At 57.6% G+C, this 13,406-nt stretch carries 15 protein-coding genes; 13 read left to right on the top strand and 2 right to left on the bottom strand.

Annotation, left to right across the window (positions count from 1 at the left end; genetic code table 11):
- From QP990_RS02915 to QP990_RS02970, 12 genes are all read left to right on the top strand, one after another.
- The gene (locus tag QP990_RS02915; protein WP_239207681.1) at positions 1-159 is read left to right on the top strand and encodes a hypothetical protein; all 159 of its coding nucleotides are present in this window, start codon (positions 1-3) and stop codon (positions 157-159) included.
- Positions 156-1,406 (top strand): MFS transporter, encoded by a 1,251-nt coding sequence (locus QP990_RS02920; protein WP_023021248.1) that lies wholly within the window; start codon positions 156-158, stop codon positions 1,404-1,406. Before QP990_RS02915 ends, QP990_RS02920 begins: the two co-directional genes overlap by 4 nt.
- 3 nt (positions 1,407-1,409) lie before the next feature.
- A complete protein-coding gene (hisH, locus tag QP990_RS02925) occupies positions 1,410-2,042 on the top strand; it encodes an imidazole glycerol phosphate synthase subunit HisH (protein ID WP_284798354.1) in 633 nt (210 codons plus the stop codon).
- Positions 2,043-2,056: 14 nt separating this feature from the next.
- The gene (priA, locus tag QP990_RS02930; RefSeq protein WP_284798355.1) at positions 2,057-2,845 is read left to right on the top strand and encodes a bifunctional 1-(5-phosphoribosyl)-5-((5-phosphoribosylamino)methylideneamino)imidazole-4-carboxamide isomerase/phosphoribosylanthranilate isomerase PriA; all 789 of its coding nucleotides are present in this window, start codon (positions 2,057-2,059) and stop codon (positions 2,843-2,845) included.
- A gap of 3 nt (positions 2,846-2,848) precedes the next feature.
- Positions 2,849-3,631, top strand: coding sequence for an inositol monophosphatase (locus QP990_RS02935; protein ID WP_284798356.1), 783 nt, complete (start codon positions 2,849-2,851; stop codon positions 3,629-3,631).
- A 30-nt stretch (positions 3,632-3,661) separates the two neighbouring features.
- Positions 3,662-4,432 carry an imidazole glycerol phosphate synthase subunit HisF gene (gene hisF / locus QP990_RS02940; protein ID WP_284798357.1) on the top strand — a complete coding sequence of 257 codons (771 nt, stop codon included), beginning with the start codon at positions 3,662-3,664 and terminating at the stop codon, positions 4,430-4,432.
- Complete coding sequence (hisI, locus tag QP990_RS02945; RefSeq protein ID WP_023021253.1) at positions 4,429-4,791, top strand: phosphoribosyl-AMP cyclohydrolase; 363 nt, start codon at positions 4,429-4,431, stop codon at positions 4,789-4,791. The genes hisF and hisI overlap by 4 nt, the downstream gene beginning before the upstream one ends.
- Positions 4,788-5,426 (top strand): TIGR02234 family membrane protein, encoded by a 639-nt coding sequence (locus QP990_RS02950; protein WP_284798358.1) that lies wholly within the window; start codon positions 4,788-4,790, stop codon positions 5,424-5,426. Before hisI ends, QP990_RS02950 begins: the two co-directional genes overlap by 4 nt.
- Positions 5,427-5,510: 84 nt before the next feature.
- Positions 5,511-6,341 (top strand): indole-3-glycerol-phosphate synthase, encoded by an 831-nt coding sequence (locus tag QP990_RS02955; protein WP_284798359.1) that lies wholly within the window; start codon positions 5,511-5,513, stop codon positions 6,339-6,341.
- A gap of 45 nt (positions 6,342-6,386) precedes the next feature.
- The gene (gene lgt, locus QP990_RS02960) at positions 6,387-7,340 is read left to right on the top strand and encodes a prolipoprotein diacylglyceryl transferase (protein ID WP_284798360.1); all 954 of its coding nucleotides are present in this window, start codon (positions 6,387-6,389) and stop codon (positions 7,338-7,340) included.
- Positions 7,341-7,498: 158 nt separating this feature from the next.
- Entirely contained in the window at positions 7,499-8,914 is a 1,416-nt protein-coding gene (pyk, locus tag QP990_RS02965) for a pyruvate kinase (protein WP_284798493.1), read from the top strand.
- 293 nt (positions 8,915-9,207) lie between these two features.
- On the top strand, positions 9,208-10,098 hold the full coding sequence (locus tag QP990_RS02970; RefSeq protein WP_005328806.1) for a cation diffusion facilitator family transporter: 891 nt from the start codon (positions 9,208-9,210) through the stop codon (positions 10,096-10,098).
- Between the two features lie 7 nt (positions 10,099-10,105).
- Here QP990_RS02970 and QP990_RS02975 read toward each other — a convergent pair whose 3' ends face one another.
- Entirely contained in the window at positions 10,106-10,789 is a 684-nt protein-coding gene (locus tag QP990_RS02975; RefSeq protein ID WP_198010462.1) for a hypothetical protein, read from the bottom strand.
- 103 nt (positions 10,790-10,892) lie between these two features.
- Positions 10,893-12,236: an IS256 family transposase gene (locus QP990_RS02980; RefSeq protein WP_023021258.1), complete on the bottom strand. Its 1,344-nt coding sequence runs from the start codon at positions 12,234-12,236 to the stop codon at positions 10,893-10,895.
- On the opposite strand from QP990_RS02980, the gene QP990_RS02985 reads away from it, so the two are divergent.
- A complete protein-coding gene (locus QP990_RS02985) occupies positions 12,213-13,397 on the top strand; it encodes an alkaline phosphatase (protein WP_284798494.1) in 1,185 nt (394 codons plus the stop codon). The two genes, QP990_RS02980 and QP990_RS02985, sit on opposite strands and share 24 nt — an antisense overlap.
- The last annotated feature ends 9 nt before the right edge of the window (positions 13,398-13,406 follow it).

Raw genomic sequence — 13,406 nt, forward strand, 5'->3', positions numbered from 1 at the left:
ATGATCTTGGTTCTTTTCCTCGTGGCAGGCATGTTAGTAGGCGGTGCATGGTCTGCCTACCAACAGGGGTCGAAGGCAATGACAGTAGTAGCCTCCCTGTTGGCCGCAATTACCGTGGTAGCAGCAATTTCGTGGATGGTAGGAGCGTTTGGTAAGTGAGCAAAACCCAAGAGACTAATATTTGGAAGATTCCGGGCTATACCGCCACTATGATGGCCATTGCCGCTGCTTTCGGCGCTTGGTCCATCCTCCTTCCGGTGGTGCCACTCGCTGTCATTGATTCCGGCGGCTCAGCTACTTTGGCGGGCTCATCCACCGGTATCTTTATGGCCTTTACCGTGCTTACGCAGATCATTTCCCCGTGGCTTTTGCGCCGTTGGGGTTATCGCCGCGTGATGGCACTTTCCGCCTTTACCTTGGGCGTCCCTGCCTTCGGACATCTTTTGGGAACAGATGCTTGGGTTGTCCTACTCTTTTCCGCTTTGCGCGGGGTGGGCTTTGGCGCGCTGACCGTTTCCGAGTCTGCGCTTATTGCCGAGTTGGCACCTGTTCGCCTTTTGGGCAAGGCCACCGGCATGATCGGTGTGTTTACGGGACTAGGCCAAATGGTCTTTTTGCCCTTGGGGTTGGTCATGGCGGAAAAGCTGGGTTATGCCTCGACGTATATCACTGCCGGCATCATTGGCTTCGTGGGCTTTGGTTTGTGCTTGCGCATTCCCAAGATAAAGGTCACGCTGGCTTCTGATACCGAAGACGAGCCCAACCTAATCCGCGTTCCCACGTGGAAGCTGGTGGCAGTGCCTGCACTAGCGTTAACGACTTTCTCCATGAGCTACGGCGCCGTGTCGTCCTTCCTGCCGCCGGCGGTGCAGGAACTAGATGCAGAGCGTGGCGCCAGCCTTGCCGGCATCATGCTGTCCATCGTGGGTGGCGCGGCCATGATTTTCCGCTACTTCGCCGGCATGGTGGCAGACCGCGTGGGCACTCCCGGCCGGTTGTATATCCCCAGCCAGATCATGGCCATTGTGGGTGTGCTCGCCATCGCCGTCCCGCTCTACCTCGACGGCTCCGTGTGGTGGCTTGTGCTGGGTGCCTTCCTATTCGGCGGGGCCTTTGGCATTGCCCAAAATGAAGCCCTGTTGTCGATGTTTGACCGTCTACCGCGCGAGCGTGTCTCGGAGGCTTCGGCCATTTGGAATATCTTCTATGATGGCGGCACCGGCTTGGGCTCGACCCTTTTGGGTGCGTTGGTTGCCGGCTACGGCTACGCGGGGGCGTTTGGCGCCGGTGTGGCTATCCTCGGCGTTGGCGTACTAATGACGCTGGCAGATTTTATCCTTGGGCGCACCCGCGTGAGTGAAACCAACGATATCCGAACGCGTCTGCGTCGCATGCGTAAGGTATAGCCCATGGCAAAGACGGTCGCATTATTGGATTACGGCGCGGGCAATGTGCGCTCGGCACAGCGCGCGCTGGAGCGAGTAGGCGCGGAAGTTGCCGTGACTGCGGATCCCAAAGCAGCGGTGGACGCAGACGGTCTGCTTGTCCCCGGCGTTGGCGCTTTTGACGCATGTGTGCGCGGGCTAAACGAGGTTCAGGGGCCAAGGGTCATCGGCCAGCGCCTGGCAGGGGAGCGGCCAGTGCTGGGTATTTGCGTAGGTATGCAGGTGCTTTTCGACGTCGGGGTGGAGCACAACATCAATTCCACCGGCTGCGGCGAGTGGCCCGGCACCGTTGAAAAACTTCACTCTACAGTCCTGCCGCATATGGGGTGGAATACCGTTGCGGTTCCCGTCGGCAGCGATATGTTTGCAGGCTTGTCCGAAGACGAGCGGTTCTATTTTGTGCATTCCTATGGCGTCCGCCGCTGGGAGTTGGAAACGGAAATCACCCGTCCACCCTTGGTCAGCTGGGCCGAGCACGCGGGTGATAGGTTTGTCGCGGCGGTGGAAAATGGCGCTTTGTGGGCGACCCAATTCCACCCGGAAAAATCCGGGGACGCTGGCGCACAGCTTTTGGAAAACTGGATGCGCACGCTCTAGGTAGGATGATGACTATGACTTTTACGCTCTTGCCCGCAGTTGATGTCTCTCAAGGTCAAGCGGTGCGCTTGGACAAAGGCGAAGCAGGCACCGAAACCTCCTACGGCGCGCCGCGCGATGCCGCATTGAAGTGGCAGTCCCACGGCGCGCAATGGCTGCATTTTGTGGACTTGGATGCGGCATTCGGCCGCGGTTCCAACCACGAGCAGATGGCGAATATCACCGCAGAGCTGGGCATAAACGTGGAACTTAGTGGCGGCATCCGAGACGATGCCGCAGTAGAGCAAGCACTGGCTACCGGCGCGCAGCGCATTAATATTGGCACCGCTGCTCTTGAACAGCCGGAATGGATAGAAGATATCCTTGCGCGCTATGGCGATAAGGTTGCCGTGGATCTCGCCGTGCGCGAGGAAGGCGGCGAGTGGCGCACTGCGGGCAATGGTTGGGTTTCCGATGGCGGCGACCTGTGGGAGGTGCTCGAGCGCCTCGATGCTGCCGGATGCCAGCGCTTTGTGGTGACAGACGTATCTAAAGACGGCACGCTAAGCGGACCGAATATCGAGCTGCTGCGCGAGGTCGCCATGGCTACGGAAGCTAAAATCACCGCCTCCGGTGGTATCTCTAGCGTGGAAGACCTGCGCGAGCTTGCTCTCTATGAAAATGAGGGCATTGATTCCGCCATTATTGGAAAAGCCCTCTACGAGGGGAAATTCAGCCTCGAAGAAGCTCTCACAGCAGTGGCCGAGGTAGAGCCGCTGCCGGCGGAAGAAACCATTGATCTGTTCGACCCTGAGGACAACTAAGCCATGATGGAACCCCGCGAGTTGGTGGCCTTCGCGGAGGCGGCCGTAGACCAAGTAGAACCCATTTTTCGTTCCGGCCTTGGTGCGCAGCCCGCCCGATTTAAAGGGCAGGGAGATTTTGCCACCGAGGTAGATCTCGTCATCGAGCAACAGCTGCGGGATATTTTGACTCAAATGACCGGCATCCCGGTGTACGGAGAAGAATCCGGCGGCAGCGTGCTAGATACCGTCTGGGTAGTAGATCCGATTGATGGCACCGCAAATTACTCCGCCGGAAACCCCCTAGCCGGCATCTTGGTGGCGCTCATCCATAAGGGCGCACCTGTTGTAGCGGTGTCTGATTTCCCATTATTGGGGCGACGTTTGGTTACTTGCGATGGCTCTCCACTGCGCTCAGTAGGCGGGCCTGCTACTGGCTTCGGCGGTGGGGAGGACGCGATGGGCTTCGATGAAGCGCGCGGACACGTGGGCTGCTCTTCTCATCTGCCCACTGAGATCTTCCACGAGCTGCGCGAAACCGGCCTGCGCCCGCGGATGACCGGTTCAGTGGGGCTGGATAATGCCTTTGTTGCGCAGGGCGTATTTGATGGCGCGATTAACTTCTCCCCACACCCGTGGGATAACGCCGCTGGTGCACTGCAAATTCAAACCGCCGGCGGAGTAGTGACTGATCCGGAAGGAAATCCGTGGACTGCGCAGTCGCATGGCTTGGTCGCAGGTACCCCGCAGGTCCATGCCACTATCGTGGACATCCTGTCCCGTCATAGCGGTTCCTTTCACCGCTAAGACTTCATTCTCACAAAGGAGGCGGCCGATATGGCTGTAGCCGTACGTGTTATCCCCTGCCTAGACGTGGACCAAGGCCGGGTGGTCAAGGGCGTTAACTTTGAAAACGTGCGCGATGCCGGTGACCCGGTGGAGTTGGCCGCGCGTTATGACTCCTTAGGCGCTGACGAGCTTACATTTTTGGATGTATCTGCCTCAAAGCAAGGGCGTTCAACCATGCTAGAGGTTGTACGCCGCACTGCGGACCAGGTATTTATCCCACTAACAGTTGGCGGCGGGGTACGCAGCGTCGACGACGTCCGGGAGCTACTGCGTGCCGGTGCAGATAAGGTTTCCGTAAATACGGCAGCGATTAAGAATCCGGAAGTGCTGCGCGAAATGGCCGAGGTTTTCGGGGCCCAATGCATCGTGCTGTCCGTTGATGCCCGCCGGTGCCGGGAGGAGTTTGCGCCCTCTGGTTACGAGGTCACCACGCATGGTGGCACGAAGTCGGCCGGAATAGACGCCATTGAGTGGGTTCGCCGTGGCGAGGAACTCGGAGTAGGGGAGATTCTCCTCAACTCGATGGATGGCGATGGCACCAAGCAAGGATTTGATGTGGACCTGCTGTATGCCGTGCGCGAGGCAGTGACTATTCCCATCATCGCTTCTGGCGGTGCGGGCAGCGCCGCGGATTTCCCACCGGCCGTTGCGGCCGGTGCCGATGCCGTTTTGGCCGCAAGCATTTTCCATTTTGGTGAGGTAGAAATTTGCGACGTAAAGGACACCCTAGACGCCGCAGGTTACGAGGTGCGCCGATGAGTAACCCGGCCGACTATGAACTAGATGGGGGCATCGCCAAGCAGCTCAAGCGCAATGACCAAGGCTTGGTGCCGGCCATTGCCCAGGCTGAGTCCGGTGAGGTGCTGATGATGGCATGGATGGATGACCATGCTTTGGCGCATACCCTTGCCACGCGCAAGGCCACGTATTTTTCGCGCTCGCGCAATGAGTACTGGGTCAAGGGTGAGACTTCTGGCCACACCCAAGAGGTGCTGGGCGTTCGCCTTGACTGTGATGGAGATACTATCCTGCTGACCGTGCGGCAGCGTGGCGGCGCCTGCCATACCGGTGACCGCACGTGCTTTGACGCCACAGATCTCCTAGGAGGACAATCGTGAAGGCTAAACGCCTTGGACCGTTACTTATCGCTGTAGGAGCCATCGTATTGTGGCTGTCTTCCCGTGCCACGTGGGTGGTTGCTGCCAGCGAAGATGATAAGGCCGGCTCCGCCGCCAATGACATCATAGGTTCGGCATGGTCGCTAGAGATTATGGCCTTGACCCTTGTGTTGGTTGCCGGCGCCGTCGCGGGAATGGCTCTGCGCCGCATCGGTAGGCGCGTAGTGGGCATTATTTGTGCCCTCGCAGCAGCGGCCAGTGCATGGACCCCGGTTAGCCTGCTGACGGCGGGCGCGGATGCTGAGCGCGCGCAGAAGATCCTGCAAGGTGCCTCGGCTAATAAGAATGCAGTAGATTCCGCGCAAATTTCTCAATGGGCCACAGTCGTTTCCACCGAGGTGCATGCCTGGGGGCCGATTCTGGCCCTGGTAGGAGCGGCAATGGCCCTTTTTGGTGCGGTTATGCTAGCTCGCAACCCCGGCAAGGATAAAATGAAGGCATCTAGCAAATACGAGACGCCGGCAGCGCGCCAAGCGAAATTGGAGGAGGATTTGGAAACCTCCTCTGATTCTGGCCGCGTGATGTGGGACGCGCTTGATAGTGATATCGATCCCACTGATATGGATAAAAAATAGCCCCGTAGCCTGTGCAATTTCCGCAACTACACGTGAGCGGGTTAACCTAAGTGTGATTTCAATCGCCCGTGGAGGGAGGTGCTGATGCCTACGCCCATTGCCGTTGACCACCTAGTAGCAGGAGTCTTAGAGGACGTCGCTGCGCGGGAGTCCCGTGTGTCGTTCCAGGAAGTAAAGGCACGCTCGCGTGACATGGAATCTCCCCGGGATGTGCGCGCAGCTCTCTTGCGCCCCGGCTGCTCCGTTATCACGGAGCTCAAGCGTGCCGTTCCCTACGGCGGTGAGATTGCACATATTGGCTCTGCGGAGCACATGGCGCAATGGGCCCGCACCTTTGAGGACTGCGGCGTACACCTTATGGCGTGCCAGACTGATTTCCGCCGCTTCCACGGTTCTTTGGAGGACATGGCGGCTGCCCGCGCCGCGATTGGTGTGCCCATGATGTCACGAGATCTCATCGTGGATCCCTACCAAATTCATGAGGCCCGCTGTTATGGGGCCGATGCTATTCCGCTGCAAGTAGAGCTGCTGGAGCAGGCTCGCTTGGAGGCGCTACTAGACCGCGTAGAATCGCTTGGTATGACCGCCATCGTCGAGGTACGCAACTGTGCAGAGGTCGACCGCGCTATTAAGGCTGGAAGTAGCGTTATTTCCATCAATGCGTGGTCTTTAGCCTCGGACGCGATTAACCGTGACGCGTTCAACGATATTGCCCCGGGCCTGCCCGAATCCATCCTGCGCATTGCAGTAGGTGGGGTAAACAACGCGCGCAACCTTTTTCACTATGCTTCCCGGGGCGCCGATGCGGTGCTCGTCGGCGAATCAGTCATGGCGGCCCAAGACCCTACAGCGTTGGCTCGGTCGTTGGTGGCCGCCGGCCAGCACCCAGCGTGCCCCGCGCGCAAAATAGAGTAATACCCCCATTAGCTGGCGGGGCGGGGGATAAGGCACACTGGCTACGTGCACACAGAAATTCTTGCAAATATTCCGTCTCCGCCGCAGGGCGTGTGGCAGGTGGGGCCACTTCCCATCCGTGCCTACGCGCTGTGCATCATCGTGGGCATTATCGTCGGCCTGCGCATGACCTTGCGCCGTTATACCGCTCGCGGCGGCAACCCAGACACAGTATGGGATGCTGCCATCGTGGTTATCCCAGCCGGCATCATTGGCGGGCGGCTCTACCACGTCATCACCGATAATCAGAAGTACTTCTGCGATAGTTGCAACCCCGCGGATGCGCTAAAGATTACCAATGGCGGCCTTGGCATCTGGGGCGCTGTTGCTCTCGGCGCGCTGGCTTTGTGGATACTTTTCAAAGTGAAGAAGGTGCCACTCGGCCCCTTCGCTGATGCCGTGGCCCCGGGCTTGGTCCTCGCGCAGGCGATTGGGCGGCTAGGCAACTGGTTTAACCAAGAACTCTACGGGCGCCCGACCGACGTTCCATGGGCTTTAGATATTTACTACCGAGTCAATGACAACGGCGGTTATGCGCCGGTTTCCGGGCACTCCACGGGTGAGATTATGACTTCGGTGCATCCGACCTTTCTCTACGAGCTGGTGTGGAACGTCCTTGTATGTCTATTCCTCTTGTGGGCGCACAAGGCATGGAAGTTGGGGCACGGACGAGTCTTTGCCCTCTACGTCATGGGCTATACGTTGGGCCGGTTCTTTATCGAAGGAATGCGTTCCGATGAAGCTACCCATATCTTCGGGCTGCGCGTGAATATCATCGTCTCCCTGGTGATTTTCATCATCTCTGCGGTCGTCTTTTTCTTGCTTGATAGGCGCCGCCAAGGCCCAGAATCTCCCGCAGAGGTAGATCCTAAGTATTGGGCCGAGCGCCGCGATAGTAACGGGGGTGGCGATGGTAGCGCGGTACCTGAGGGGCAGCATCCGGACTCTGCAGCAACGTAGGTTCTACCCCAGTATTTCCGAATAGGTTTGATTGTGTGGGGGTTGGGGCATTTTTGAGTGTCCGTTCGGAAAATAGGGGTCCAAAATTGTGGCCGCAATCCATACGAAGGAGTAGGTTGGGGAGTGTTCAGTTTCCCCGACGGAATAGGCCAATAATGCTGGATAGAAGAACAAAGATTGTCTGTACTCTCGGCCCTGCCGTTGCTAGCGAGGATGGCATTTTGCGCCTCGTTCAAGACGGCATGGACGTTGCCCGCTTGAATATGTCTCACGGCGAGCACGCGGACCACGAGGCGAATTACAACTGGGTGCGCCAGGCTACTGATAAGACCGGCCGCGCCGTCGGTATTTTGGCGGACCTGCAGGGCCCCAAGATTCGCCTTGGCCGCTTTATTAACGGCGAGGAGCAGTGGGATAACGGTGAAATCGTCCGCATTACCGTGGACGATATCGAAGGCACCCACGACCGAGTATCTACCACTTATAAGGGCTTGGCCAAGGACGCCAAGCCGGGTGACCGCCTGCTTATCGACGACGGAAAGGTCGCCGTTGTCTGTAAGGAAGTCGACGGCAATGACGTCGTGTGTGAGGTTACCGAGGGCGGCCCAGTTTCCAATAACAAGGGCGTTTCCCTTCCTGGCATGGATATCTCCGTGCCGGCCCTGTCGGAGAAGGATATCGCCGACCTGCGCTTCGCTTTGAAGCTCGGCGTTGACCTCGTGGCACTGTCCTTTGTCCGCTCCCCAGCAGATGTGGATAAGGTCCATGAGATTATGGACGAAGAGGGTCGCCGCGTTCCGGTCATTGCGAAGCTGGAAAAGCCTGAGGCAGTAGACGCGCTCGAGTCCATCGTGCTGGCATTCGATGCCATCATGATTGCCCGTGGCGACCTAGGTGTTGAGGTGCCGCTGGAGCGCGTGCCGCTGTTCCAGAAGCGCGCTATCCAGATTGCTCGCGAGAACGCTAAGCCGGTCATCGTGGCTACCCAGATGCTGGATTCCATGATTTCTAACCTGCGCCCGACCCGTGCAGAGGCTTCCGACGTGGCTAACGCCGTTCTCGATGGCGCTGACGCCGTTATGCTCTCTGGTGAGACTTCCGTGGGTATTGACCCGCAGAACGTCGTGCGCACCATGTCCAAGATCGTGGCTAATGCTGAAGATGGTGGCAAGGTGCCACCGCTGACTCACGTTCCGCGCACCAAGCGTGGTGTGGTGTCCTATTCCGCCCGCGACATTGCCGAGCGCCTCAATGCAAAGGCCATCGTAGCCTTTACTACCTCCGGCGATACCGCTAAGCGAGTGGCTCGCCTGCGCTCCCAGCTTCCGCTGTTGGCGTTTACGCCGGACCCAGCGGTTCGCTCCCAGCTGGCTTTGACGTGGGGTGCTGAGACCTTCTTGAGCCCGCACGTTAAGTCCACCGATGACATGATGGAAGCCATCGATGATGCATTGCTGGAGATGGACAGTTATGAAGAAGGCGACATGATTGTCGTCATTGCTGGTACCCCTCCAGGAATCGCTGGTAACACCAACATGATTCAGTGTCACTTGTTGGGTGAAACCAAGAAGTAGATTTTTGGCACGAGCGCCGCGACCCACCCTTTAACACGTTCCACGGGTCGCGGCGCTTTTCTATATACATTTATACAAATGTAGATTTATATTTACCTCGAGTACACTCAGCGGTTGCTTTCCTGACATGCGGCTGCAGTACTTTTTGGTTGTTCATGTTTCAGCTTCTCTACACATTCAAAGGACAACTGCACAATGACCTAAATCAGGCCGACTTGGCCTCAGTGGCTGCGCTTACCGCCATCCATTTTCATTTAATTGTCAATAAGCGTCGACGGGGATAGGCTGAGTGCATGGCACACGAGCACCACGACCACGATCACTCCAGCACGCCGCTGCGCGCACTCTTGATTGCGCTAGGCATTACCGGCACCGTCTTCTTCGCGGAGCTGATCGGCGGCTGGTTGGCGGGTTCGATGGCGCTGATGGCGGATGCGATGCACATGCTTTCCGACGCTGCGGGGTTGATCATCGCGGTGTTAGCGGTGTTGGTTGGGCGCCGACAAGCATCGGCTCAGGCCACGTACGGCTACCGACGAGTGGAGGTGCTTGCTGCACTGGCGAACGCAGTGATGGTGCTGGCGATCTCGGTGTGGATTGTCGTCGAGGCGGTGCGCCGCCTGCAGAGCCCGGCCGAAGTGCAGGGAAAAACGATGCTGATCATCGCGGTGATCGGCCTGGTGGCGAATGCGCTATCGGCGTGGGTTCTGCACCGGCACCGCAAATCCTCGATCAACGTGGAGGGCGCGTTCTTGCACGTGTTAGTGGATATGCTCGGCTCGGTCGCAGTAATCGTAGCCGGCATCGTGGTACTGACCACGGGGTTTGTGGCGGCGGACGTGATCGCCTCCCTAGCGATCGCGGCGATGGTGCTGCCGCGCGCCTGGCAGCTCATGCGGCTTTCGGCGAGCGTGCTGCTCGAGCAAGTCCCGGCGGACTTCGACGCCAGTGCGATCGAGCCCGCGCTGCGGCAGGTCGAGGGCGTTGCTGACATCCACGACCTGCACCTGTGGAGCCTGGACGGCGTGAACGTGCTCACGACCGTGCATATCGTGCGCGACGGCACCGTCGGCACCGGCCCGCTGTTGGATGCCGCCCAGCAGGCCCTGCGCGAACACGGTATCGAGCACTCCACCATCCAGATTGAGCACCCAGAGCACGAATCCCACGAGACGGTGTGCTGATTCCCTTCTAACCTGACTTAGGCCAATTTTGTGCGGAAGTTCGCGGCCGGTGATTACTTGGATGGTGGCAGTGAGGTCGGGCGGGAATGGTACGGCGGCGTGAATGGTTTCGCCGCCAACGACGAGTTGAAAGCTGCGGTATTTCTTGAGTGTTCTCACGAGGCGTTTGATGAAGTGACCACTGCGGGTCTCCATCAGGTGGGTCACGGCTAGTGCTGCCATCACAATATTGAGATGTGCTGTGATCGAGTTTTGTTTCCTCGCATAGATTGGGCGTGCTTTCAGGTCTGATTTCGACATCCGATACGACATTTTCAATGTGGAATAGCCTGCGGTAATGCCCGATAACCTCCTGGGCGGGAAGAGCGGTCAGGTCGGTTTCATAGCCTTTAATTCCGGCTAGGGCTCGGTGTTTGGCAGCAAGAGCGTAGTTGACCTTCTTGTTCGGGGTGGAAAGATCGAAATAGCGGTTGCGCTTAATGGCGATTTCGCCGTCAACAGCGCGTTTGGCTTTTGCGACTTGCTCTTTGATTCCGCGCAGGCCGCGTCTGGCCCGATCATAGGAGTACTGGAAGTGGGTCACCGTATTCGGGGTTGTGTGTTTGCGCGCATCGCTTGCCGAGGCTTGTGTCCAGATCTGGCCGTGGGCGTAGGCTTCACCAGGGATTTCCCGCCGCCAGGTTTCAATCACCTCAGGCACGGTGGGGTTTCACCGACAAAATGTAGTGCAGACCTGCATCTATCAATGCTTGCTTGTTCGGAGGGTGTCAAGTTGTTTGTGTGTGGGGCTAGGTTTATAGGTATTTGTCGAAGCTGTCGGGGTAGGCCACGGCCATTTGGTTAATGGCTTGTTTCCAGCCGGAAACTCGGGTCCCTTCCATGAGTCTGCCGGTTGTCGCTGAGACTCGTTTGCCCTGCTTCGCTCTCTTGGCAGCTCGTCTGTCTTCGATATTGCAGATCATCAACCATAGCGTCTTGAGCGCTGATTCATTGTTAGTGAACTGCACCCTGTTGCGGGTAGCTTTCCGCAGTTCATTGTTGAATGATTCAATCGAATTCTTCGTGTAAATGACCTTGCTGGCTGCTGGTGGGAACTGGAGAAACGGTACGAAACGCGCCCATGCATCTCGCCAGACTTTGACTGAGCGTGGATACTTTTCTGCCAATTCAGAGGCTTCAAATTCGTCTAAGGCAGCCTGAGCTGTGGACTCGTCCGTGGCGGTGTAAATCTTTTTCAACGCGGCCGATACGCCCCGGCGATCCCTGTAGGCTACCCATCGGTTAGCGGCACGAATCAGGTGCACGATACAGGTTTGCACCATAGAGTTCGGCCAGGTTGCCTTTACTTCTTCCGGCAAGCCTTTGAACCCGTTACAGCAAACGATAAAGACGTCTTTAACCCCACGGTTAGAAAGATTGGCGCATACTTGCGCCCAGGATGAAGCGCTTTCTTCTTTGGCAATCCACGATTCCAAAAAGTGCTTGATACCGTCGAGAGCCACGCCGATTGCCATGTACGCGGACTTATTGACCACTAGGCCGCCATCGCGGATTTTAATGCGCAGCGCGTCCAGGAAAATGACCGGGTAGAACTCGTCTAGCTGGCGGTTTTGCCAGACCATGACCTCATCGAGGACGGCATCGGTGACTGCGGAAATCGTCTCATGGGAAATATCAACACGCATCGCCGTTGCCATATGATGCTGGATATCCCTAATTGTCATCCCACCGGCGTACAAGCTGACAATCATGTCATCGACATCAGTCAAGCGCCTAGAACCTTTAGGGACCATAGTTGGCAAGAATGTTCCAGCCCGATCTCTCGGGACATCAACGGCAACTGGCCCGTAGTTAGAATCCACAGTCTTTGGATACGACCCGTTGCGGTGATTGTCTGTCCCAGCAGCAGCTTTAGCGCTCCTGTCGCCAGACTCGTAGCCCAGGTGGGCATCCATTTCAGCGTTGAGGCCTCTGGTAATCGAGGCCTGTAACATGCCGCGAACCAGGTCATTGGCATCCGTCGTGGACGTGCCTAGGTCATCAATCAGTTTCGCGATTTCTGGGTTAGCAAGCAACTTCTTTTCAATCGCATCAATCTTGGCCTTATCAGCCGGATCTCGTCTTGTCACAGTAGTCATTCTGGCTTATCTCCTTATGCAGGTTGGGAACCCACACACAAACCATCAGACACTCTCTATTCCGAAGCCACTCCGGCGGCGTGGGCCGCGCACAACATGGACCGCAATAAGTTGCCGGACATCAGCCGCGAGATGCTTGGCAGCGACCTCGACGTGGTCATGGCAGCTGGTCACCCGTTCTACGACAATGACCACCAAAAGGTCGATACTCCGGATTACAGCTTCATGTATGAGGAGGACTACGCCAAGCTTTCCGCTGGCGAGACCGACTGGAACTACTTTGAGTCCAACGATGACTTCAAGAAGATGGCGGAAGGCGACGTCAAGCCGGATCAGAAGTACTGGGGTATCGCACAGGTAGGATCCACCTTGCAGAACTCCCGCTCTGGCGAGGCGAAGGAGCCGTACTCTGATCCGCTTAACGACGTCGTGGATCTCCCCACCATGACCACCGGCGCACTCAACGCACTGGGACAGGATGAAGATGGATTCTCCGTCATGATCGAGGGTGGTGCCATCGACTGGGCCGGACACGGCAATAACCCGGTGCGCGATATCGAAGAAACCCAGGACTTCAACAAATCGGTCGATGCCGCCATCAAATGGGTCGAGGAGAATTCTTCCTGGGAGGAGACCCTGCTGGTTGTTACCGCAGACCACGAAACCGGCTATCTCTCCGGTGCGAACGAGGCTCCGACTGAGGATAACCCTGAGGCGGATAACCGCTTCAACGCTATGGAAGGTGAGAAGGGCAAGGTTGCTCGCCACGGTTGGTACTCCGGTCAGCACACCAACCAGTTGGTGCCGTTCTTCTTCAAGGGCGCCGGCTCCGGGGACATCATGGCCCGTATCTTTGGGACCGATTCGGTCCGCGGTGACTACATCGACAACACCCTGGTAGCCAACTTGACCTTTGATGAGTGGTGGAACGATGGCACCGGCCAAGCAGACGACCCAGAGCAGCCAGAAGACGCTGCCAACCCGTCCGATGACGTCGGCAAGGAAGGCAGCAGCAAGGAATTTGCCGCAGGCCTAGCTACAGGCCTAGGAATCTTGGGCGCTGTCGTTGGTGGACTCGGTTTCCTAGCTACGCAGATGGGCGTGCTTAACATTGACTTGAAGCCCATTTATGAGCAGCTCAAGCGCGTGGACCTGCGCTAAACAGAATCA

Origin of the sequence: Corynebacterium sp. MSK071 (assembly GCF_030232125.1) — a bacterium.
GTDB classification, from domain to species: Bacteria; Actinomycetota; Actinomycetes; order Mycobacteriales; family Mycobacteriaceae; genus Corynebacterium; species Corynebacterium kefirresidentii.